At 48.3% G+C, this 21,754-nt stretch carries 20 protein-coding genes; 17 read left to right on the top strand and 3 right to left on the bottom strand.

Annotated features, from left to right (window positions below):
* Window positions 1-101 precede the first annotated feature (101 nt).
* The 7 genes from pyrD to rmf all read left to right on the top strand — a co-directional run bounded on the left by pyrD (window position 102) and on the right by rmf (window position 8,495).
* A complete protein-coding gene (gene pyrD / locus AC566Q_RS12945) occupies window positions 102-1,109 on the top strand; it encodes a quinone-dependent dihydroorotate dehydrogenase (RefSeq protein WP_499617267.1) in 1,008 nt (335 codons plus the stop codon).
* Window positions 1,109-3,229, top strand: coding sequence for a bifunctional 23S rRNA (guanine(2069)-N(7))-methyltransferase RlmK/23S rRNA (guanine(2445)-N(2))-methyltransferase RlmL (gene rlmKL, locus AC566Q_RS12940; RefSeq protein ID WP_499617264.1), 2,121 nt, complete (start codon window positions 1,109-1,111; stop codon window positions 3,227-3,229). The genes pyrD and rlmKL overlap by 1 nt, the downstream gene beginning before the upstream one ends.
* On the top strand, window positions 3,226-3,459 hold the full coding sequence (locus AC566Q_RS12935; RefSeq protein ID WP_499617262.1) for a glutaredoxin family protein: 234 nt from the start codon (window positions 3,226-3,228) through the stop codon (window positions 3,457-3,459). The genes rlmKL and AC566Q_RS12935 overlap by 4 nt, the downstream gene beginning before the upstream one ends.
* Window positions 3,456-5,378, top strand: a complete 1,923-nt coding sequence (uup, locus tag AC566Q_RS12930; RefSeq protein WP_499617259.1) for an ATP-binding cassette ATPase Uup — start codon at window positions 3,456-3,458, stop codon at window positions 5,376-5,378. The genes AC566Q_RS12935 and uup overlap by 4 nt, the downstream gene beginning before the upstream one ends.
* A 21-nt stretch (window positions 5,379-5,399) precedes the next feature.
* A complete protein-coding gene (locus tag AC566Q_RS12925) occupies window positions 5,400-7,136 on the top strand; it encodes a DUF3466 family protein (RefSeq protein ID WP_499617256.1) in 1,737 nt (578 codons plus the stop codon).
* Window positions 7,137-7,224: 88 nt separating this feature from the next.
* On the top strand, window positions 7,225-8,007 hold the full coding sequence (locus AC566Q_RS12920) for a DUF817 domain-containing protein (protein WP_205664807.1): 783 nt from the start codon (window positions 7,225-7,227) through the stop codon (window positions 8,005-8,007).
* Window positions 8,008-8,318: 311 nt separating this feature from the next.
* Window positions 8,319-8,495 (top strand): ribosome modulation factor, encoded by a 177-nt coding sequence (gene rmf, locus AC566Q_RS12915; RefSeq protein ID WP_105936351.1) that lies wholly within the window; start codon window positions 8,319-8,321, stop codon window positions 8,493-8,495.
* Window positions 8,496-8,588: 93 nt separating this feature from the next.
* On the opposite strand, the gene fabA is transcribed toward rmf, so the two are convergent.
* Complete coding sequence (gene fabA, locus AC566Q_RS12910) at window positions 8,589-9,107, bottom strand: 3-hydroxyacyl-[acyl-carrier-protein] dehydratase FabA (protein ID WP_123327380.1); 519 nt, start codon at window positions 9,105-9,107, stop codon at window positions 8,589-8,591.
* Between the two features lie 215 nt (window positions 9,108-9,322).
* On the opposite strand from fabA, the gene AC566Q_RS12905 reads away from it, so the two are divergent.
* On the top strand, window positions 9,323-9,580 hold the full coding sequence (locus tag AC566Q_RS12905; protein ID WP_105936353.1) for a hypothetical protein: 258 nt from the start codon (window positions 9,323-9,325) through the stop codon (window positions 9,578-9,580).
* A gap of 30 nt (window positions 9,581-9,610) precedes the next feature.
* On the opposite strand, the gene AC566Q_RS12900 is transcribed toward AC566Q_RS12905, so the two are convergent.
* Window positions 9,611-10,882: a DASH family cryptochrome gene (locus tag AC566Q_RS12900; protein WP_499617251.1), complete on the bottom strand. Its 1,272-nt coding sequence runs from the start codon at window positions 10,880-10,882 to the stop codon at window positions 9,611-9,613.
* A gap of 186 nt (window positions 10,883-11,068) precedes the next feature.
* On the opposite strand from AC566Q_RS12900, the gene AC566Q_RS12895 reads away from it, so the two are divergent.
* The 4 genes from AC566Q_RS12895 to AC566Q_RS12880 all read left to right on the top strand — a co-directional run bounded on the left by AC566Q_RS12895 (window position 11,069) and on the right by AC566Q_RS12880 (window position 15,345).
* Complete coding sequence (locus tag AC566Q_RS12895; protein WP_499617248.1) at window positions 11,069-12,496, top strand: cryptochrome/photolyase family protein; 1,428 nt, start codon at window positions 11,069-11,071, stop codon at window positions 12,494-12,496.
* The gene (locus AC566Q_RS12890; protein WP_499617246.1) at window positions 12,496-14,028 is read left to right on the top strand and encodes a cryptochrome/photolyase family protein; all 1,533 of its coding nucleotides are present in this window, start codon (window positions 12,496-12,498) and stop codon (window positions 14,026-14,028) included. Before AC566Q_RS12895 ends, AC566Q_RS12890 begins: the two co-directional genes overlap by 1 nt.
* Window positions 14,021-14,170, top strand: coding sequence for a DUF2256 domain-containing protein (locus AC566Q_RS12885; protein WP_499617243.1), 150 nt, complete (start codon window positions 14,021-14,023; stop codon window positions 14,168-14,170). The genes AC566Q_RS12890 and AC566Q_RS12885 overlap by 8 nt, the downstream gene beginning before the upstream one ends.
* Window positions 14,171-14,268: 98 nt before the next feature.
* Window positions 14,269-15,345, top strand: coding sequence for a zinc-binding metallopeptidase family protein (locus AC566Q_RS12880; RefSeq protein WP_499617240.1), 1,077 nt, complete (start codon window positions 14,269-14,271; stop codon window positions 15,343-15,345).
* On the opposite strand, the gene AC566Q_RS12875 is transcribed toward AC566Q_RS12880, so the two are convergent.
* A complete protein-coding gene (locus tag AC566Q_RS12875) occupies window positions 15,317-16,078 on the bottom strand; it encodes a proteasome-type protease (RefSeq protein WP_499617237.1) in 762 nt (253 codons plus the stop codon). The two genes, AC566Q_RS12880 and AC566Q_RS12875, sit on opposite strands and share 29 nt — an antisense overlap.
* A gap of 168 nt (window positions 16,079-16,246) precedes the next feature.
* On the opposite strand from AC566Q_RS12875, the gene AC566Q_RS12870 reads away from it, so the two are divergent.
* The 5 genes from AC566Q_RS12870 to acuI all read left to right on the top strand — a co-directional run bounded on the left by AC566Q_RS12870 (window position 16,247) and on the right by acuI (window position 21,337).
* The gene (locus tag AC566Q_RS12870; protein WP_499617234.1) at window positions 16,247-17,701 is read left to right on the top strand and encodes a circularly permuted type 2 ATP-grasp protein; all 1,455 of its coding nucleotides are present in this window, start codon (window positions 16,247-16,249) and stop codon (window positions 17,699-17,701) included.
* 2 nt (window positions 17,702-17,703) lie between these two features.
* Entirely contained in the window at window positions 17,704-18,624 is a 921-nt protein-coding gene (locus tag AC566Q_RS12865; protein WP_105936360.1) for an alpha-E domain-containing protein, read from the top strand.
* A gap of 115 nt (window positions 18,625-18,739) precedes the next feature.
* Window positions 18,740-19,609, top strand: a complete 870-nt coding sequence (locus tag AC566Q_RS12860; RefSeq protein ID WP_499617230.1) for a transporter substrate-binding domain-containing protein — start codon at window positions 18,740-18,742, stop codon at window positions 19,607-19,609.
* Window positions 19,610-19,712: 103 nt separating this feature from the next.
* Window positions 19,713-20,339: an acrylate utilization transcriptional regulator AcuR gene (gene acuR, locus AC566Q_RS12855; RefSeq protein ID WP_499617228.1), complete on the top strand. Its 627-nt coding sequence runs from the start codon at window positions 19,713-19,715 to the stop codon at window positions 20,337-20,339.
* A gap of 14 nt (window positions 20,340-20,353) precedes the next feature.
* Window positions 20,354-21,337: an acrylyl-CoA reductase (NADPH) gene (acuI, locus tag AC566Q_RS12850; RefSeq protein ID WP_499617225.1), complete on the top strand. Its 984-nt coding sequence runs from the start codon at window positions 20,354-20,356 to the stop codon at window positions 21,335-21,337.
* Window positions 21,338-21,754 lie beyond the last annotated feature (417 nt).

The raw sequence follows: 21,754 nt of genomic DNA, 5'->3' as shown, positions 1-21,754 counted from the left end.
TTCGCTGGCGTTTGTCAGTGTAAGGTTGCATACAATATCTTCACAGCCCCGACCGGTATAAGTACCCGCCGGGGCTTTAATTTATGGCGTTATAACACTTCATGTACGAACTTATCCAAAAAGCTTTGCTTAACTGCGAACCCGAAAAGAGCCACGATTTCAGTATTAAATGGTTACACCGCACCCAGCGCACACCGCTGTCGGCACTGTACCGGGTAAACACTCTGGATAAGCCGGTTACGGTTGCAGGTGTTACCTTCAGAAATCCGGTAGGGCTTGCTGCCGGCCTGGATAAAAACGGTGAGTGCATTGATGCGTTTGCCGCTATGGGCTTTGGTTTTATCGAAGTTGGGACAGTCACACCTCGTCCGCAGCCGGGTAACCCCAAGCCGCGCTTGTTCCGTTTACCGGAAAAAAACGCCATCATTAATCGCATGGGGTTTAACAATAAAGGCGTAGATTATCTGGTTGACCAGGTAAAGGCCTGTCGATATGACGGCGCGCTGGGCATTAACATTGGCAAGAACAAAGACACCGAAGAAGCTAACGCGCTGGACGATTACTTAAAATGCCTCAACAAAGTGTATGAACATGCCAGCTATGTAACCATCAATATTTCCTCGCCAAACACGCCGGGTCTACGAAACCTGCAGTATGGCGAGGCGCTGGAAGCTCTGCTGGGTGGTCTGAAAGAAGCCCAGGGCGCACTGGCTCAGGTGCACGGTAAGTATGTACCGCTGTTTATTAAAATTGCGCCGGATTTAAGCCCTGAAGAAGTGAATGGCATTGCCGAGTCGCTGATAAAATCAGAAATGGACGGCGTGATTGCCACCAATACAACGCTGGATCGCGAAGCAGTGAAAGGCCTCGAGCATGCCAATGAAGCAGGTGGTTTAAGCGGTGAGGTGCTGGTGAATCAAAGCCAGCTGATCACCGAACAATTACACACAGCACTTAACGGTACAATGCCCATTATCGGGGTCGGCGGTATCCATGACGTCGCCAGTGCTAAAGCCCGAATGGCGGCCGGTGCCGAGCTTATTCAGGTATATTCTTCTTTTATTTATCAGGGACCAGCGTTAATTAAACAACTGGTTGAAGGCCTTTAATGTCTGTTTCACAAACTCAGCCCGGATTTTTAGTTACCACCAGTCGCGGTCTCGACGAGCTGCTCAAACAGGAGCTCAGTGAACTCTGCCCCGATGCTGAACTGGCCATCGCCCGTGGTGGGGTCAGAGTAAAAGATAATCTACAAGCGGCCTACAAGGTGTGTTTGTGGTCGCGTCTGGCTAACCGCGTGATCTGGATATTAAACGAAGGTAACGCAGGCACGGCTGAAGAGCTGTACGATAGCGCCCGTGACATCGACTGGTCGATGCATTTCGCCGTGAACAATACGTTTTCAGTGCAGTTTAATGGCAGCAGTAAAGCCATAAATAATACCCAGTTCGGCGCGTTAAAGATTAAAGACGCGATTGTCGATCACTTTTATGAAGAAGACGGCTCGCGCCCTAATGTGGAGCGCGACTTTCCTGATATGGTCATCAGTGGCCGTTTGCATCGCGATAAAGTACTCATTGGTATTGAGCTCTCTGGTGGCAGTCTGCACCAGCGGGCCTATCGTCAGGATGCTGGCCTGGCCCCCTTAAAAGAACATGTGGCGGCAGCCATGCTGATGCGTAGCAGCTGGGCAGCCAATATGGAGAAGCCGTTACTGGATCCTATGTGTGGTTCTGGCACGCTGGTCATCGAAGCGGCGCTGATGGCAATGCATAAAGCACCCGGCCTGGGCCGGCCGCGCTGGGGCTTCAGCAAGTGGCTGGGTCACCGGGAAAGTGACTGGCAGGCATTAATTGAAGACGCTAAGTCCGCACAAATTCAGCCTGACATTGTGTTATTTGCCAGCGATATCGACTGTAAGTTAATCGCCATTGCCAAACAAAATGCCAATGAGGCAGGGGTGTTTGAACTCATCGAGTTCAACGTGGCTGATACGACCAAATTTACCCCGCCGGCGGCGATTAGCGAACCGGGTTATCTGGTGTCTAACCCGCCTTACGGCGAGCGTTTGGGGGAGCTTACTGAACTTATTCCTTTGTTCGCTCAGTGGGGCGAGCAATTAAAGCAACACTGGCAGGACTGGCAGGTGTCGCTGTTAAGCAGTAACCGGGAATTACTGCGGCTATTAAAGCTGCGCGGCAACAAAGAATACAGCCTGATGAACGGTAAACTCGAGTGTAAACTGGTTAATTACCAACTCGACGCCAATAACTGCCAGCAGTTTGGTGACAGTCAGGACAACGACTTTGCTAACCGGCTGAAAAAAAATCTTAAAAAGCTTAAACCCTGGCTTAAAAAGCAGGATACCAATTGCTACCGGATATATGATGCCGATTTGCCCGAGTACAACGTAGCCATTGATGTGTACGATGATTGCCTGGTAGTACAGGAATACGCGCCGCCTAAAACTATCGATGCCGAAAAAGCCCGTCGCCGCCTGCAGGAAGTGCTACTGTATTTACCCGCTGTCACAGGCGTACCGGCTAAGCAAATCATGCTCAAGGTACGTGAGCAGAAAAAAGGCAAGCAGCAGTACGAGAAGGTTAATACCACCGGTAATCGTAAAGTGGTGTGGGAAAACGGCGCCAAACTTTACGTTAATCTTACCGATTACCTGGATACCGGGTTGTTTTTGGATCACCGTATCACCCGCCAGAGGGTCCGTCAGATGGCTAAAGGCAAAGACGTGCTCAACTTATTTTCCTATACCGGCAGTGTGTCGGTCGCGGCAGCGCTTGGCGGGGCCCGCTCGGTGACCACGGTAGATATGTCCAACACCTACATCAACTGGGCGAAAGACAACTTTAAACTCAATAAACTCAACGGGGCGTACCACTTTGTACAATCCGATTGTTTGCAGTGGTTAGTAGGTCATAATGGTAAGTACGACCTGATTTTTGTTGATCCGCCGTCGTTCTCCAACTCCAAACGAATGGACACCACCTGGGACGTCCAGCGAGACCACGTGATGTTATTAACCCAGGTACGCCGCTGTCTGAATCCGGGCGGCACGATTGTGTTTTCGAACAATAAGCGTGGGTTTAAACTGGACAACGACGCCATGGCAGAACTGGGTTTAGCGGTTGAAAATATCTCGGCGCAAACCATTCCGCAGGATTTTGCCCGCCACAGTAATATTCACCAGTGCTTTGTGCTGACCTTATCATGAAGATAGCGTTTTTTACCGGCCCACAGTGCTGTTTATGTGATGATGCGGATGCGCTGCTCAGGCAATCATCCCTATACGAGCAACTGCAAATAACCAAACATAATATCCGTGATAATACCGACCATTATCATTTGTACGCGGTGCGTATACCGGTATTAAAGCGTGAGGATAACGGCACCGAACTGGGCTGGCCGTTTACGCTCGATGAACTGGAGCTGTTTCTGAAGTGAGTGTGTTACAACTTAAAAATATTTCTGTGCTATTTGGCACGCCGCCTTTACTCGACGGTGTTGAACTGGTGGTTCAACCGGGCGAGCGGGTGTGTATTGTTGGCCGGAATGGCAGCGGTAAATCCACCCTGATGAAAGTGATCAGTGGCGATGTGATCCCCGATGACGGCCAGCGTGTTGTGGAACGGGATACCATTATTGCTCGTCTCGAGCAGGATCCGCCGCAAACCACAGATATCGCCTTATTCGATTACGTGGCCGAAGGTCTGGCGGAAGTAGGTGATATTCTAAAAGGCTACTTTAAGCAAATTCAGCTGGTCACAGACGATCCCAGCGAAAAAAACCTCAACAAGTTGCAGTCGCTACAGGAGCAGCTCGAAATTCAGAATGCCTGGCAGTTTGAACAAAAAATTGAGCAGACGCTGACCATGTTACAACTGGATGGTAATGCCTCGCTGGCATCGCTGTCGGGTGGTTGGCGACGCAAGGCAGCACTGGCGCGCTCACTGGTGCGTTCGCCGGATATTCTGTTGCTCGATGAGCCCACCAACCATCTGGACGTGCAAATGATCCGCTGGCTGGAACAAAGCCTGCAGCAGTATCAGGGCGCCATTGTGTTCATCAGTCACGACCGGGCGTTTATCCGAGCCATGGCTACCCGCATCGTGGATTTAGACCGTGGCCAGCTCACCAGCTACCCGGGTAATTACCAGACGTACCTGGATAAAAAAGAGCACGACCTGGAGGTGGAAGCCAGCCAGCAGGCAGAGTTTGACAAAAAGCTGGCTCAGGAAGAAGTCTGGATCCGTCAGGGGATTAAAGCCCGGCGTACCCGTAATGAAGGCCGGGTGCGGGCGCTGAAAAAGCTCCGCGAAGAGCGCGCTGCCCGCCGTGAACTCACTGGAAATGCAGCTATGGCGCAGCAGGCCGCGGCTCGTTCCGGAAAATTGGTGTTTGAAACCCAGGCCTTAAGCTATGCCATTGAAGGCAAGACTATTGTACAAGACCTGGATTTAACCGTATTGCGCGGCGATAAGATTGCCCTGATTGGCCCTAACGGCTGTGGTAAAAGTACTTTAATCAAGTTGCTGTTAGGCGAGCTTGAGCCGGTATCCGGCAGTAGTCGGCAGGGGGCTAACCTGGAAGTGGCGTATTTTGACCAGCACCGTCTGGGCCTGGATTTAGAAAAATCAGTGATTGATGTCGTGGCTGATGGTAAGCGAGACTTAATGGTCAACGGCCATCCTCGTCATGTTATCAGCTATCTGCAGGATTATCTGTTTACCCCGGAGCGGGTCAATGCGCCGGTGAAGTCTTTATCCGGTGGCGAAAAAAATCGTCTGATGATAGCGCGGTTAATGCTTAAACCCAGTAATGTGCTTATTCTCGACGAACCAACCAATGATTTGGACGTGGAAACTCTCGAAATGCTCGAGACATTGTTGATTAATTACACAGGTACGGTGATTTTAGTCAGCCACGATCGCGAATTTGTTGATAATGTTGTAAATTCCAGTTTGCTGTTTACCGAAAACGGCAAAGTAGAGGAATTTGTCGGCGGTTATTCTGATATAGAGAGCTGGTATGCCGGGCAGGGGAAGTCCATTTATATTTCTTCCGCTAAATCGGTAAAAAATGAAACTAAATCAGAAAAAGCCAGTCCGACTGCAAAGGCTTCTCCGCGCAAGGCGAAAAAGTTATCATATAAAGATCAACGCGAACTCGATAACTTACCTGCGCTAATTGAGAAATTAGAAAAACAGGTAGAAGAACAACAGACGCTGGTGAATGATCCTGAATTTTTTAAACAGGACAGCGAACAGACCAGCGCCGTACTCAATGCGCTAGCTGAGAGTGAAGAACAATTATCCCAGGCTTATGCGCGCTGGGACGAACTAGAAAGTATGCTGGAAGATTGACAGCAGTAAACAGGATTTTGAATGAAACTAAAACAGCTTGCATCTGCAGTAATCCTTGCAACCTCCGCGGTCACTGCCGTTGCAGTATCGCCATTAGCGACTGCAGCAACCTATGATTTAACCCTGGCACCGGTGCAGGACAAATCATTTTTTAACTTTGCTCAGTCCATTGATAACACGGGCACCATGGTGGTGGTGAGTGAGTCGGAATATAATCCGCCAATCGACCTGTCGATACTGGACTTTGAAAACGAGCTATTTACCGATCGCTTTGAAGATCCTGAAGCGGTTCAACAGGGGGTATTCAGTAATGCCGACTACCAGGCGCTGTATGCCTATGTTGTGAACGGTCGCAGTGGCAGCAACGGTATCAATATTCTTATTCAGTCATTAGCGACTTATCGTAGTTATCATGGCGATACGGTGACTGCCGATTTAATCCCCGGCTTTGACGTTATTGATGAAACCTTCGAAGACTACACCCGCAGTGCCTATAGCCAGGTAAATGACTCCGTAGGTGGCGACTTCTTTGTGGGCGCCGGCAGCACGCCGTTTTTCAAAGTGGATTACACCGATGAAGACAGTAATGAGTTTACTTATATCGTAAACGACACGCTGACTCAGGCTTTCGTTGAAGCTAATGGTGTAACCACGGCTTTGCCACCAACGATGCCAGGCGATACCGGTATTAATGGCTTCAGTGAAGCCTTTGCCATCAATGAACCGTTACAAGTGGCCGGTTGGGGCAGCGTTGCGCTTACTGAAGATTATCAAACTGATATCGACGAGTGCTATGATGATGAAACCCGGGGCGATACACCGGCAGAGCTATGTATCTACAATCTGGCCAGAAGCATTACGGCTGGCAGTTACCGCCGTGCGGTAACCTGGCAACTGGATGCCCAGGGCAACGTATTGTCCTCTACCCAGTACGGTATGGTGTTTGAACCGGCAGAAGATGAAGACTCTACGGGGTACACCAGTACCGCTTATGCCATCAACAACAATGGCATCGCAGTAGGTACCTCTCATACCGGTGAACGTATTATTTATACATTACCAGGTGGCCGGGCGGCTTATTACGCCAATATTGTTGCTGCTACCTTCGCCAATGGTGAAACCACAGAGTTGTTACCTCGTGAAGAAAACCTTAGCAGTTCAGCGGTAGACATTAACGACGATAACTGGGTTGTCGGTACAGTGCTGCGCGAGAACAACGGTGTGGCCCGTAACCAGATGTTTATCTATAACATCGACAGCGGTGAGTCGGAATATCCGCAAGGTTTCTTCCAGACAGCCGCGGTCACTCCACGTGCTATCAACAATAACGGCATTGTTGTAGGCGAGGGCGAATACGAGTCAGATGTGCAGACGGGTCGTCAGTTACGCGCCTTTATGTACGACATGAATGTGGGTGAGTTTGTTGATCTTAATACGCTTCTTACCTGTGAACAGCGTGAGCAGTATACGTTGGTCACCGCTATGGACATAAACGATAATGACGAAATTATTGCCAATGCCCGCTACATTTCAACACAGCGCTACATTACCGGTGAAGAAGTATTAACCGATGCAGGTGATACCGTTGAGACAGACCGTGTTGTCGCCGTTAAGCTTACGCCTAACAGCACCGGCAGCATTGAGCAGTGTGATGGTGTTGAAGAAGCACCTTATGAGCGCCAGGGAGCCTCAGCAAGCTGGTATGGCATTGCGTTGTTATCGTTGCTGGCCGTGTTCCGCCGCCGCGTTAAAAAATAAACAACCGTTACACCAAAAATCATTCAAAGTGCCCGGCAATTAGCCGGGTGTTTTTTACTGACCAACGCTAATAATAAAACCAACAACGGTGAAGCAATTTATCAGGGAACTGTGGATATTCGGACTTAAGCAGGCCAATGCCTGTATATTTGGCGGCTTTTTGCTGGCACTAATGATAGGCACGAACCTCTGGTATCCGCTGGACGAATTGCACCGTTACGACTTTATATTCATCGCCGCGATAGTATTTCAGGTTGTCCTGCTGGTTTTAAAACTGGAAACGCTCAGGGAATCGCTGGTCATCATTGTTTTTCATCTGGTGGCCACAGTGATGGAGTTATTCAAGACATCAGATGCCATTGGTTCCTGGACGTATCCTGAAGCTTATGTATTTGGTATCGGCAACGTGCCTTTATTTACCGGCTTTATGTACAGTGCGGTGGGGAGCTATATTGCCCGCGTATGGCGGATATTTGAGTTTGAATATAGTCATTATCCACCTAAAAAACTCACCGTGGCTTTAGTTTGCCTGATCTATATTAATTTCTTTTCGCATCACTTTATCCCGGATTTTCGCTGGCTATTACTGGCTGCTACCGTGGTAATGTTTTACCGCACCCGTATCTATTTTCGGATCATTAAAACACACCGCTATATGCCATTATTGCTTGGCTGGTTTCTGGTGGCTTTATTTATCTGGTTGGCAGAAAATATCGCAACATTTGCTAATATCTGGATATACCCTAATCAGCATGAAGAATGGAAAATGGTGTCTCTAGCCAAGCTGAGTTCGTGGTATTTGTTGATGTTGCTGAGCTTTGTACTCGTATCGTTAATTAACACCCTGAATATTCGTATAATTAAGCGCTAAATAACTGCTATATAAGCATAAATTGCATCTAAAAAGTGGTCATAATTCGACCTGTACCAACTTGCAATGCTTTTTAGACCAATTTTTTTTAAATGCTGAAACAATTATGAAAAAAAAATGTAATATAAAATGAATAGAAATTTCAGATCGTTATAGTTTGTCAAGCGTAAAAAAAACGAATCGCTCTTGAACCAAAACCAGCCTTGCACTATCTAATAAATAGTGCTCAGAAAACGCCACACTACCACTGATTTTGTATTGAGTTGCTGGCCTATTCTGTTCACTGTTAACCCAACAAATGAGGCTATTCAATGAAAAGACAAAAAAGAGATAAACTGACTCGCGCTCACGCTAAAGGCTATCAGGCAGGAATCAGCGGTCGCTCTAAGGAAATATGTCCCTTTCAAACGAGCGATACTCGCTCAGAATGGTTAGGCGGGTACAGAGAGGCCATGGAAGACCGCCAGTTAGGTGTGGTGGTTCGTTAACATCTCTTGAGTCAAAGCCCCGTAAAAGGGGCTTTTTTCTTGGCAATACTGTTAGCACTAAGACTATCAGGTAGCTAAAGGTAGCAGCCAATGTTAGAAAGCGCTGGTATCCTGAAACAGACCCACTTTCAGGTCTTTCGCAGAGTAAATTTCACGGCCGTCAACTTCTACAATGCCATCTGCAAGGCCCATAAATAACCGACGTTTAACTACACGCTTCATTTGAATTTTATAAGTCACTTTTTTTGCCGTAGGCAGGATCTGACCGGTAAATTTCACTTCACCAACCCCTAATGCGCGACCTTTGCCCGGACCACCGCTCCAGCCCAGGAAAAAGCCCACCAGCTGCCACATGGCATCAAGGCCTAAACAACCAGGCATCACCGGATCGCCAGGGAAGTGGCAGTCGAAAAACCATAAATCGGGAGTGATATCTAATTCAGCAATAATCTGGCCTTTACCAAACTCACCGCCTTCATCAGTGATCAGACTCACACGGTCCATCATAAGCATATTTGGAGCCGGAAGCTGGCTGTTACCCGGGCCGAACATTTCGCCGCGACTACAGGCTAACAGGTCTTCTTTGTTAAAACTGGATTGTTTCGTTGTCATTGTGTTCCCATCGATTATTTTTAACGTGCGTAATTTAGCGAACACTTGTACGCTAAACAACTCTGAACAGTAATTTTTTTGCCGTCAGGCAAGGATATACTCTAATTTTAGGCTAAAATGCGCGAAGTGGTGCACAACCTTAGTGACCACCTTTGATTCAGGGAACTAAACGGCGGTTGTTGCACTACAAAAATTTCGACTAAATACAGGGTATCATGACAGAATCTAAGAAAAATCCACGTGCTAATGCTGATAAACAAAAACGCTTCCGCGAACGCCAGCGTGAAGCCGGTAAGCGTCAGGTCAGAGGCTATGTGACGCCAGAGGCATTGAGCTGTTATGAAGAAATACAGGAGAAGACAGGCTGGAATGACAGCGAAGTACTGTCAAACTCCATTCGGTTAATGTACGCGGCTTATCGCTGTGGCCAGGTAAAGCTATTAAACGAGTGGCTTAAGGATCACAATCGTTAACTGCAAACTACGTTGGCAGGCATGACCAGATCATGACCAGAGATTGGTGAACTTACCGTCGGGATCGTACATCTGCGCTTGTTTCTCAATATTGAAATGGCGCAGACCACGGGGATCGCTGCCAACACCGGCCAGATACTGCCAGTTTCCCCAGTTGGCGCCCACGTCGTAATCAATCAGTTGTTGTTCAAAATAGGCCGCGCCGTAACGCCAGTGCTCATCGAGTTCGTTGACCAGATAACTGGCAGCCCATTGCCTGGCCCGGTTCGACATATAGCCGGTCGCATTCAATTGTCGCATGCAGGCATTAATGTGCGCATTGTCAGTGGTGCCTTGTTGCCAGTCGAGTAACGAAGCAGAAGGCGGCGTGGTTGCAGTAGCTTGCTGTTGGATACCGCCCGGGGCAAACCACCTGGCACCATGTTTTACTTGCAGCCACCAGAAAAATTCCCGCCACAGTAATTCAAAGTACAGCCAGTAGGTAGAGTCGTTTGCGCCATGCTCTGCTTCAAAGCGTTTTAATTCTGCGTAAATGCGGCGGGCCGAAATACAACCGTTAGCCAGCCAGGCGGAAAATTTGCTCGAATAACCCCAGCCGTCGAGGCCGTTGCGAGTTTCTTTGTACTGGCTAATAAGCTGTTTATCGAAAAAATAATACTTAAGCTGTTTCTGCGCGGCATGTTCTCCGCCGTTGTAGGATGAAGATTTCCCACGCTGCAATGACAGTGATAGCCAGTCGGTTTGTAGCGCAATCGGAGGCGGAGGTAACAGCGCGGCGAGCTCTGCAGGGGGGAGCGGTGTAATGGTTTTCTCAACTTTTTTACGGAACGGGCTGAATTTATCAGGCATCGCGCTTACTTCAAACGGCAGGTTCGTTGGCTTGAACAGGCTGTTATTACTGCCCGTGATCACATGCACCCCAGGATACTTTGAGGTGAGTTGCTTAAGCTGTTCCCGTTCATTGAGCCCCGGATACTCACCGACACCGAGTATATCAACACCATAAGCCTTTATAAGTTGAGCAATCTCTTCTACTGGCTCACCGGTGACTACCAGCAGCGTTTGCTGGTAGTTATTTAATTGCTGATTTAGCGCACAGAGTGACTCGTACAAAAATTGCTGACGGTGGTGCCCCATGGCGCAATAACCAAACTGATTGGGGGTAAACCATTCTTCGTCGATGCAATACACCAGCATTAATTTTTGGCAACGCGAAGCCAGCTCTGTTAATACCGGCTGATCGTCGAGGCGTAAATCGTGTCGGAACCAGTACAGGCCCGTTTTAGAAGAAGTCATATTCATAGCAGTCTTTACGATGTCCTTATCGATATGGATTTAAGCATAGATGAGAAAATTTAAAATAAACAGTCTGCCTGTTTTAATGGCTAAATTAACCCATAATCCATGGTGATGATTGCGATCGTTTTCAGGCGATTTACGTACAAAGCAGGGCACATCAAAAACAACGATTAAAAAAGGAACAATAGAGTGAGTCAGCCCGTATGTATTGTATGGTTCCGGCAGGATTTACGCGTAATTGATAACCCGGCATTGCTTGCAGCAGTTGAGCACGGCACCGTGGTACCGGTGTATATTTTTGACACAGAGCTCGATGAGGCTGACCAACCTGGTGGGGCTTCAAACTGGTGGCTTCATCATTCTCTGGTTTCACTGAACAAGCGTCTTAATGGTCACCTGCAGTGCTTTACCGGTGAGCCAAAGAAGATCCTCAACGAATTGGTCGATAAATTCAGTGCTCAGGCGATATTCTGGAACCGTTGCTACGAGCCGGCGGTTATCGACAGAGACAAGGAGATAAAACAGACCTTGCGCGAATGCGATTGCCTGGTCAGTAGCTTTAACGGATCACTGCTGTGGGAGCCAATGAGTATCCGCAAGCAGGATGGCGGCGTATACCGTGTGTTTACCCCTTACTACCGTAAAGGCTGTCTGCAGGCTTCAGCCCCTCGTTATCCGTCTTCTGCGCCCGAACGAATTACCTACGCCGACGTAGCAAATGAAGGGCACAGCATTGATGATGCCGGACTGCTACCTGAGATAAACTGGGACAGTGATTTTGCCAAACACTGGAAACCGGGCGAAGCGGGTGCTGCCGACAAACTTAGTGAATTTATTCAACACGCGGCAAAAGGGTACCAGGATCAACGTAACATCCCTTCGGTACGGGGCACATCCCGCTTATCCCCGCACCTGCACTTTGGCGAAATCTCGCCTAATCAGGTGTGGTATGCGCTGCTAAATGCCTTTGACGATGAGAGTAGTAGTGACCTGGATTGTTTTTTAAGTGAGCTGGGCTGGCGTGAGTTCAGCTACTACCTACTGTTTCATTTTCCTACCATTACCGATAAAAATTTTAACAGCCAGTTTGATAAGTTTAAGTGGCTTAACCAGGATGAAAAATACAGCGCCTGGACCAAAGGGAAAACCGGTATTCCCATTGTCGATGCAGGTATGCGCGAACTGTGGCAAACCGGCTATATGCATAACCGGGTAAGAATGATTGTCGGCTCGTTTTTAGTCAAAAATCTGCTCATCGACTGGCGTAAAGGTGAACGCTGGTTCTGGGACTGCCTGGTAGACGCCGACCGGGCCAGTAACTCTGCCAGCTGGCAATGGGTAGCGGGATCGGGTGCTGATGCAGCGCCGTATTTCCGCATTTTTAACCCGGTACTCCAGGGAGAAAAATTCGATAAGCAGGGCAGTTATGTAAAAAAATACTGCCCCGAGCTTGCCAACATGCCAGACAAATACCTCCACAAACCCTGGGATGCGCCCAAAGAGGTATTGAAAAAAGCCGGTGTTGAACTGGGCAGCACTTATCCCAAGCCTATTGCTGACCTCAAACAATCACGCCAGCGCGCGCTTGACGCGTACGCGGATACTAAGGAGGACTAATGGCCGGGGTCTTACGTTTAGTACTGGGCGATCAGCTCTCCCGCGAGATGTCGTGCCTCAGGGACTGCAACAAATCACAGGATAAGATCCTGCTCGCCGAGGTGCGCGAAGAAGCCACCTATGTGAAGCATCACAAGAAAAAGATTGTGTTGTTATTTTCGGCCATGCGCCACTTCGCTAAAGCGTTAAGCGACGATGGTTTCGATGTTATCTACCGGCGCTACGACGATGATAATAATCAGGGGTCGCTGCTCAATGAAGTTAAATACGCGTGCAGCCAACACAGTTTTGACAAAGTTGTAGTGACGTTTCCTGGTGAATACCGGGTACTCAAGAGCATGCAGCAGTGGCAACATCAGTTGCGGATACCGGTTGAGATTTGCGATGACGATCGCTTTATTGCCACGCTTGACCAGTTCAGCGAATGGGCCGAAGGACGAAAACAATGGCGCATGGAGTATTTTTACCGGGAAATGCGCAAGCTAACCGGGCTGTTAATGGAAGGTGATAAACCCATCGGCGGTAAATGGAACTACGATCAGGATAATCGCAAGTCACTGCCGGCGGAGGTGTCTCCGCCTAAGCCTTATACTGTCTCGCCGGATGACATTACCAGCGAAGTGATTGAACTGGTAGAAGCTGAGTTTGCCGATCACATGGGGGATGCTAAAGACTTCAATTATGCCGTAACCCGCGACGAAGCATTAAAGGTACTCGATCAGTTTATAGAACAGCGCTTTAAAGAGTTTGGCGATTATCAGGATGCCATGCGCGAGGGCAACGTGTGGCTGTTTCATTCCCACTTGTCATTCTATCTCAACTGCGGGTTATTGCTGCCCATGGAGGTAATGAAAGCGGCGGAACAGGCCTACTTCGACGGCGTCGCACCGCTCAATGCGGTAGAAGGCTTTATTCGTCAGATCCTGGGCTGGCGCGAATACGTTCGGGGTTTTTACTGGCACTGCATGCCGGACCTGCAGCAGGAAAATTATTTTAATCATCAGCGCAAGTTGCCAGATTTTTACTGGAGTGGACATACCAATATGAACTGTATGCGCCAGTGCATTGGTGATACTAAACGCCACGCCTACGCGCACCACATCCAGCGTTTGATGGTGATTGGTAATTTTAGTTTGCTGGCCGGATTATCGGTAGAAGCGGTAAATGAATGGTACCTGCTGGTGTATGCCGATGCCTTTGAGTGGGTGGAAATGCCTAATGTAAGCGGCATGATCCTGTTTGCCGACGGCGGTAATCTGGCCAGTAAACCCTATGTGGCGAGTGGTCAGTACATCAACCGGATGTCGGATTATTGCAAAAACTGCGGCTATGCGGTGTCTAAAAAAACGGGCAAAAACGCGTGTCCGTTTAACTATTTATACTGGGATTTTTTAATTAAGCACCGCGATAAACTGAGCAAAAACCACCGTATGGGGTTGATCTATAAAAGCCTTGACCGGATGTCCCAGGATACGGTGGATGCCATGCAGGAACAGGCAGAGCAGCTACTTTCGGCTATCGACGATGCGTAAAGCGGATTTGCCCGGTAAAATCTGTCCGGTATGCCAGCGTCCGTTTGTGTGGCGTAAAAAATGGGAAAAAAACTGGGCTGAAGTGAAGTACTGCTCAAAACGCTGCAGTAGTGCTCGTTCACGACACACCACAGCAAAATAATCGTCATGTAGTGAAACTGTCATTACTTTGCTGTGATATCCTCTGCTACTATAGTCTTAGTGAGCTAATTGCAGTTTGCCCGAACAGAAGCTAAAGATTTGAAAACTTATACTTGCCAGTGTGGTAACACTTTATATTTCGCCAATAGCCAGTGCTTGTCCTGCCAGCGCCCGGTGGGGTTTTTGTCGGATGCCAAGGTGATTTCCTCCTGCGACATTGATGCAGACGGTAACTGGATAGCTGGCCACAATGGGCAGGCTTACCGCCAGTGCAGCAATTATGCAAAGCAGAATATCTGCAACTGGCTGGTTCCGGTTGAAAGCGAATTTAAGCTCTGTCCGTCCTGCCAACTCACCGATACCATTCCGAACTTGTCCAAACCTGACAACATGAAACTCTGGTTTCGTATGGAGCAGGCCAAACGGCATCTGCTTTACACGCTGTATAAGCTCGAGTTACCGGTTATTGGCAAGCGCCATACCCCCCGCGGTTTGTCCTTTCGCTTTCTAGAGGATGAAGTTTCTCAGGCCTTATATGGCCGGGAGCTCACCGTGCAGAATACGGTGCTAACTGGTCACAGCAATGGTGTGATCACCATCAACCTGAAAGAGGCGGAAGAGACTAAGCGCCTCGCTATGCGTGAGTTAATGAACGAACGCTATCGCACGCTGATTGGCCACTTCCGGCATGAATCAGGCCATTATTACTGGGATGTGCTGATCAAAGGAAGTCAGTATATTGAGGCCTTCAGGGCGTTATTTGGTGACGAGCGTAGGGATTATCAGCAAAGTCTGGAAAACTACTATGCCAACGGGCCTGCCGCTGACTGGCAACAACGCTGTATCAGTGCCTATGCCAGCATGCATCCATGGGAAGATTGGGCCGAGACATGGGCGCACTACCTGCATATGGTAGATACCCTTGAGACGGCCAATGAATACGAAACCAGTTTAGAAAACCGGTTGCTCTCCAACCCGCTAAATGCCGATCATCCGCATACCGCCAGTTACAACGAAGAAAGTTTTGATACCTTAATTGACGACTGGGATCAGCTTACTAACCTGCTTAACTCTTTGAACAACAGCATGGGCCTGGACGATGCTTATCCGTTTGTCATCAACGACAAGACCCGTGAAAAGCTCCATTTTATTCACCTGCTGGTTCGTCCGCTTTAACCTTTTCCCAGTCAAACCGGGGTAATTGCTCAAACGCGCGGTGCAGGCCGTCTGTCCACTGTTTTTTCATGGATTTGTACATCGGGCTGTTTAAGGTGTAGGTGTGATGAAAGGGCTCATCGAGCGAGTCATCCTGATACATCGCCAGTTCAATGGGCGGCCCCACCGAGATATTACTGCGAATAGTCGAATCCAATGACACCATTGCACAACGTGCGGCGTCCTCCAGCGTAGTGGTTTTAGCAATAATACGATCCAGAATTGGCTTTCCGTACTTGGTTTCACCAATTTGCAGGTAGGGTGTGTCTTCTGACGCGCTGATAAAATTACCCTGCGGATAGATGTGAAAAATCTCCGCGGCCTGGCCGGCTATTTGGCCGCCAAGAATAAAGTTAGACTCTGCACTGGCGTTGGATTTTTCCATCGCTTTTTCATGCAAAGTTTGCTCTGCCTGACTGAGCTTTCCAATGTACTGCGCTACTTCATACAGCTGCTTGCCGTGACGCAGACTGAATTCGGCGTCCGGATCATTGAGATCTCGATTGATGGCATTCATCACTGCCTGAGAAGTCGCCAGGCTGCCGGATGTCATTAGCACACAAACGCGCTCTCCCGGCCAGCAATAACGGCGCATTTTACTGTACGTGGCGACGTAATCGACACCGGCATTGGTGCGCGAATCTGATGCAAATACTAATCCGCGATTAACTTTTACGGCTAAACAATAGGTCAAAGGAAACTCTCTGAAAACACACGAAAAACAATAACGATAGCATGGAGGGATTCAGCGCATTTTTCCAGATTAATTTGTCATCAATTTGTCATTATTTTCATTGCAATTTCGGTCAAAAGTCGCTTAGATGTTATTTTGTATACCGAAAATAAGCTCTAGGGATTGTAGATGGCAATAAGATGGGGAAATTATCGGGTAGGGGAGTTTTACGATGAACTCATTCGCGTTGCAAATAAACCGCGTCCTGCTGCAGAAGAAATTTGTAAATACCTGCGCAACCTTACTGACCAGGAATTAGAAGAATATAAAACCGCCGCCAACACCGCTATCCATGTAATGGGTATTACATTCACGGTGTATACCGAAGAAGAAGGCTCAATCGACAGAGCCTGGCCGTTCGACATTATCCCCCGCATTATCGACAAAAAAGAATGGCTGCAAATTGAAAAGGGCCTCAAGCAGCGTGTTAAAGCGCTCAACATGTTTATCGACGATTTGTATAATGAGCAGCGTATTCTTGAGGCGGGTGTTGTGCCTAAAAGCCTGCTGGATGCGTCAAAAAACTTTCTGCCCGAATGCATGGGCATTAAACCTAAACACGGGGTATGGGCGCATATTTGTGGCTCGGATCTGGTGCGCGATCACAATGGCACTGTTTACGTACTGGAAGATAACCTACGGGTACCGTCGGGTGTATCTTACATGCTAGAAAATCGCCATGTGATGAAACGTGTTTTCCCGGATATGTTTGAAAAATACAACATTCTGCCGGTTGACGATTACCCGTCGCAGTTGTACGACATGCTTAGCCAGTTGTCGCCGCGCGACATTGAACAGCCCGAAGTAGTGGTACTAACACCGGGAATTTATAACTCCGCCTATTTTGAGCACGCCTATCTTGCACAGCAGATGGGGGCCGAACTGGTGGTAGGCAGTGATTTAGTCGTCGCTGACGACGACATTGTGTATATGCGTACCGTTGACGGCCTGTCGCGGGTGGATGTGATTTACCGTCGAATCGATGATGCCTTTCTCGATCCGGAAGCTTTCCGGGAAGACTCCATGCTGGGTGTGCCCGGATTAATGCGGGCCTGGAAAGCCGGTAACGTTGGCCTGGCCAATGCACCGGGTGCCGGCGTTGCCGACGATAAGGTAGTGTATGCTTTTGTGCCTGAGATCATTAAATTCTATCTCGATGAAGAGCCGCTACTGCCTAATGTCCCCACCTATAAGTGTGTTAATAAAGATGAACGGGATTACGTTATTGAGAACATTGAAAAGATGGTAGTCAAACCGGCTAATGAATCGGGCGGCTATGGCATGCTGATTGGTCCTCACGCCACTAAAGCAGAACGTGAAAAATTTGTTCGCCTGATCCGCCGTGACCCCCGTAATTACGTGGCTCAGCCCATGTTGTTGTTATCGACCGCTCCTACTATTATCGGCACTAAAGCCGAACCCCGACACCTTGACCTCAGACCGTTTATCTTAAGCGGCAATGACATCAGCGTGACCACTGGCGGGCTTACCCGGGTAGCCATGCGTAAAGGCTCTACTGTGGTTAATTCGTCGCAGGGTGGTGGTAGTAAAGATACCTGGATTGTAGACATGGAGGCCGACTAACGATGTTATCTAGGGTAGCTAATCATATTTACTGGATGGAGCGTTATCTGGAGCGTGCGGAAAACACCGCTCGCTTAATTCAGGTAAACACCCACCTTTTACTCGACTTACCACGCAACGTTACTCTTGGCTGGGAACCCATTATCGACATGTTGTCGTTTCGGGATGTGTTTTACGACCTGTATAAAGAAGCCGATGAAAAAAGCGTAATCAAATTTATGGTGACTGACACGGCTAACCCCGGGTCTATCATCAACTGCCTTGCGGCGGTGCGTGAAAATGCGCGGATCATTCGTGAAATTATTCCCTCAGAAGCCTGGGAACAAATCAACAACCTGTATATTGCAGCCAAAGCCGATGGCCAGAGCGTGTTAACCCGCCGGCACCGGTTTAACTGTCTGCATCGTATTATTGTGGCCAACCAAACCATTACCGGCTTGCTTGGTGGAACCATGCTGCGTGGCGAAGGATATGCCTTCCTGCGACTCGGCCGCCATCTGGAACGTACCGATATGACATCACGCATTATTGATGTGCGTTCAGCGTCGCTGTTACCGGATCTTTCACCGGAGCAGTCGGCGTTCGAAAATATCCAGTGGATGGGAGTGTTAAAGTCGCTAACGGCGTATCAGATGTACCGCCAGGAAATGCGTATCAGAATTAACCGTGCTGACGTGTTGGAATTTTTAATCAACAATAAACAATTCCCGCGTTCACTTCAGCATGGCCTGATGCAAATTGGCAAATGCCTGCTGGAGCTGCCGAACTCTGAAAGTATTTCACAGCAGGTCAAAGCGTTATCAGAGGAATTACAACAACTCGATACCCATGAACTGACTCAGGACAGACTCCACGAAGTCATTGATGACATTCAGCTTGGTGTAGTGAAACTCCACCAGGCGATTGACAGTCAGTATTTTTAAACATAACCCGTTTACCTGTATTTTTTACCTTTCGCCATCTAGGCTTAGCAATAGTGGATATAACAGGTAAACGGGCATCGTGTCTCTCTCAAACATATCAATTATACGCCTTGGTTTGGTAAAGACAGTTGTTGCCGCGGTATTAACCGTGGTTTGTAACTTTGTGTGGGCAACAAACGAGGAAGGCAAGGTTCATAATATCCGGGTGCCAGCCCGGGTTTTTGATGACAATACTATCCACTCTTATTTTGTAGATGTTCTTACCCTGGCGCTTAATAAAACCCAACGTAACGGTTTACCTTTCAGAATTGTGCCGGATCCTTTTAATGCCAACCAGGATAGACTCCTTCGTCAGGTTAAAGAGGGCTCAACCGATGTGACCTGGGCGGTAACATCAATCGAAAGGGAAGAAGCGAATCAGGCCGTGTTTTTTCCGCTTGCACGAGGCTTGCTCGGTTATCGTGTTTTTCTGATTCACCCGGATAATGAAAATGAATATCGCGAAAAGCCTTTAAGCGAACTAAAAGAGAGTTTATCAGTGCAGGGGATTGGCTGGCCGGACACCGATATTATGCGATTTAATGGCTATCGCGTTAAAGAAGTGCCCATGTCAATGATGTTTAAATTGATAGAATCGAAAATGGCCGATTATTTTCCCCGTTCTGTTATGGAAATAGAATTTGAGTTGTCATCCCGACAAAGCGAGCCGTTAATGATTGAGCCGGCCAGAGGCTTTTACTATCCATCCCCGATGTATTTTTTTGTTAATAAGCGCAATCGGATGCTCGCCGAAAGAATTCATAAAGGGCTCGATATTGCATTGAATGATGGTAGTCTGGTCGCGCTATTCAATAAGCAACCTTTCTCTCAATCTGCCTTTAAGATACTCAAAGGCAGAGATATTCTTAAGCTTCAGAATCCTCTTCTTTCTCCTCAATCGCAGCGCACGCTGGAGAACTATAAAGATTTCATTGTTACGCAATAATTAGTTTATTTAACAGTGATATACCTATTTATTTTGGAAGTTCTCTTTTATTTCTAGCCGCTCGGTCTATAATAGCTAGACGGTCGGTCTAAAAAGGTGCGGTATGCAGGAAAGTCGAAGGGGGAGGCCCCCCAAATCAGCCAGAAATTTTGCTGACACAAAAGAGGCATTGTTATTAGCTGGTATGGCTATTCTTACAGAGCGAGGCTTTAACACTGTAGGAATAGATATGATCCTTAAACGTGTTGGGGTGCCTAAGGGCTCGTTTTATCACTACTTTAAAAATAAGGACGATTTTGGACTGCAGGTGATAGATCGTTATGACCAGTATTTTTGCGCTAAGTTACGCCGTTGCCTGGCCTCTCAACCGTCAGAGCCTCTCAAAGGAATAGAAGCATTTGTTAGTGAAGCCATCGATGGGATGGAAAAGTATCGGTTTAGCAGAGGTTGTCTAATCGGTAACTTTGGCCAGGAAATGCCAATCCTGTCGGCGTCTTTCAAGCAACCGCTGGCTCAGTGTTTAAAAAACTGGACATCCATGCTGGCACATAACCTGGAGCAGGCGAAAGTTCTCGGTTTAATTCAGCAGGAGACAGACTGTTTACAGCAGGCTGAGTTTTTCTGGATTGGTTGGGAAGGCGCCATTCTGACTGCCAAGGTCATGCAGTCGAGCTCGCCAATGCAAAAATTTGCCGATGGTTTTATCCATCAACTTTCTATCAAGCGTTAACCCCGGAGGGCACAATGTTTAAAGCGATTTATATTAATAAAGACGACCAGGACTACACTGCAGAAATTACCGAACTTGATGAGTCGGCATTACCAGATGAGGATGTCCTGATAGCGGTTGACTACAGCACGTTGAATTACAAGGATGCGCTGGGCATTACTGGTAAAAGCCCGGTAGTCAGACAATTCCCTATGGTAGCGGGTATTGATTTGGCGGGTACGGTGATTGAAAGCCGTTCAGAAAGATTCTCCACTGGCGATAAGGTACTGGTAAACGGCTGGGGGCTGGGCGAGCAGTATTGGGGAGGGTTAGCACAAAAAGCCCGAATCAACGCTGATTTTGTGCAACAGATGCCAGCGGGCCTATCCAGTCAGCACGCTATGGCAGTGGGCACTGCCGGTTATACCGCCATGCTGTGTGTGATGGCGCTTGAATCGCAGGGCGTTACACCTGACAAGGGCGAGGTGCTGGTTACCGGTGCAAATGGTGGTGTGGGCACCACTGCTATTGCAATCCTGGCGAACCTTGGTTACGACGTAGTGGCCTCTACAGGTCGGTTAGAACAGGCGGATACGTTAAAAGGCCTGGGCGCCAAAGAGGTCATCGATCGTGCGACACTCAGTGAACCAGGTCGCCCACTGGCTAAAGAGCGTTGGGCGGGTGTCGTCGATTCTGTAGGGAGTCACACGTTGGCTAATGCCTGTGCGGCCACTCAGTCTGAGGGGGCGGTAGCAGCTTGTGGCCTGGCTCAGGGCATGGATTTTCCGGCTACCGTAGCGCCATTTATTCTGCGCGGCGTAAAACTGATGGGGATTAACAGTGTGACACAAACCCTGGCGGTGCGTGAGAAAGCCTGGGCACGGGTTATAAAAGACTTACCTGAAAGCAGCCTCTCGACCATTACCAAACAGGTTACCCTGGCAGAAGCGCTTGAGGTTGCTCCTCAGTTTCTGTCAGGTCAGGTACAGGGTCGAATTGTTGTCGACGTGAATGCCTGATTGATTGACGAGCTCCCCTTACACCAGGGGAGCATTGTTTTTCTATCACCGAAATTTAAAATCCTCTATCGTTGTTTTTCTCCTCTGTCTGCCACGCCTCACTGTTTAACTCATCACAGGAGCCTTTTATTCTTCAGGAATAGATCACCAGGTGTATACTGCGATTGGTTTTATTAGCTACGAATAAAATACGTTTGAAAAAGCAATTGGAACCCAAAAAGGAACGCGTCGGGGGTGGGTTGTTTGACAAGGAGCTTACTCTGCAGATTGACAATACATCGGGGTTTTGGTGATAAAATCACCATAAATGGTTACGCGTAACGCTTTATGCCAGGTTTTCAGTGTGTTTTTCCCGTAAAAGCAATGTTGGTAGCATCCGGCCGGAAAGGAGAATAGTTGGCTGGTTCCTCTATGAAA

It is taken from the genome of Alteromonas sp. H02 (genome assembly GCF_059682525.1).
This window is presented reverse-complemented; position numbering and strand designations above follow the sequence as displayed.

What these genes read in the sequence shown, in the direction of transcription:
- pyrD (WP_499617267.1), top strand. Translation starts at nt 102, where the DNA reads ATGTACGAACTTATCCAAAAAGCTTTGCTTAACTGCGAACCCGAAAAG.
- rlmKL (WP_499617264.1), top strand. Translation starts at nt 1,109, where the DNA reads ATGTCTGTTTCACAAACTCAGCCCGGATTTTTAGTTACCACCAGTCGC.
- AC566Q_RS12935 (WP_499617262.1), top strand. Translation starts at nt 3,226, where the DNA reads ATGAAGATAGCGTTTTTTACCGGCCCACAGTGCTGTTTATGTGATGAT.
- AC566Q_RS12925 (WP_499617256.1), top strand. Translation starts at nt 5,400, where the DNA reads ATGAAACTAAAACAGCTTGCATCTGCAGTAATCCTTGCAACCTCCGCG.
- rmf (WP_105936351.1), top strand. Translation starts at nt 8,319, where the DNA reads ATGAAAAGACAAAAAAGAGATAAACTGACTCGCGCTCACGCTAAAGGC.
- fabA (WP_123327380.1), bottom strand. Translation starts at nt 9,107, where the DNA reads ATGACAACGAAACAATCCAGTTTTAACAAAGAAGACCTGTTAGCCTGT.
- AC566Q_RS12905 (WP_105936353.1), top strand. Translation starts at nt 9,323, where the DNA reads ATGACAGAATCTAAGAAAAATCCACGTGCTAATGCTGATAAACAAAAA.
- AC566Q_RS12900 (WP_499617251.1), bottom strand. Translation starts at nt 10,882, where the DNA reads ATGAATATGACTTCTTCTAAAACGGGCCTGTACTGGTTCCGACACGAT.
- AC566Q_RS12890 (WP_499617246.1), top strand. Translation starts at nt 12,496, where the DNA reads ATGGCCGGGGTCTTACGTTTAGTACTGGGCGATCAGCTCTCCCGCGAG.
- AC566Q_RS12885 (WP_499617243.1), top strand. Translation starts at nt 14,021, where the DNA reads ATGCGTAAAGCGGATTTGCCCGGTAAAATCTGTCCGGTATGCCAGCGT.
- AC566Q_RS12870 (WP_499617234.1), top strand. Translation starts at nt 16,247, where the DNA reads ATGGCAATAAGATGGGGAAATTATCGGGTAGGGGAGTTTTACGATGAA.
- AC566Q_RS12865 (WP_105936360.1), top strand. Translation starts at nt 17,704, where the DNA reads ATGTTATCTAGGGTAGCTAATCATATTTACTGGATGGAGCGTTATCTG.
- acuR (WP_499617228.1), top strand. Translation starts at nt 19,713, where the DNA reads ATGCAGGAAAGTCGAAGGGGGAGGCCCCCCAAATCAGCCAGAAATTTT.
- acuI (WP_499617225.1), top strand. Translation starts at nt 20,354, where the DNA reads ATGTTTAAAGCGATTTATATTAATAAAGACGACCAGGACTACACTGCA.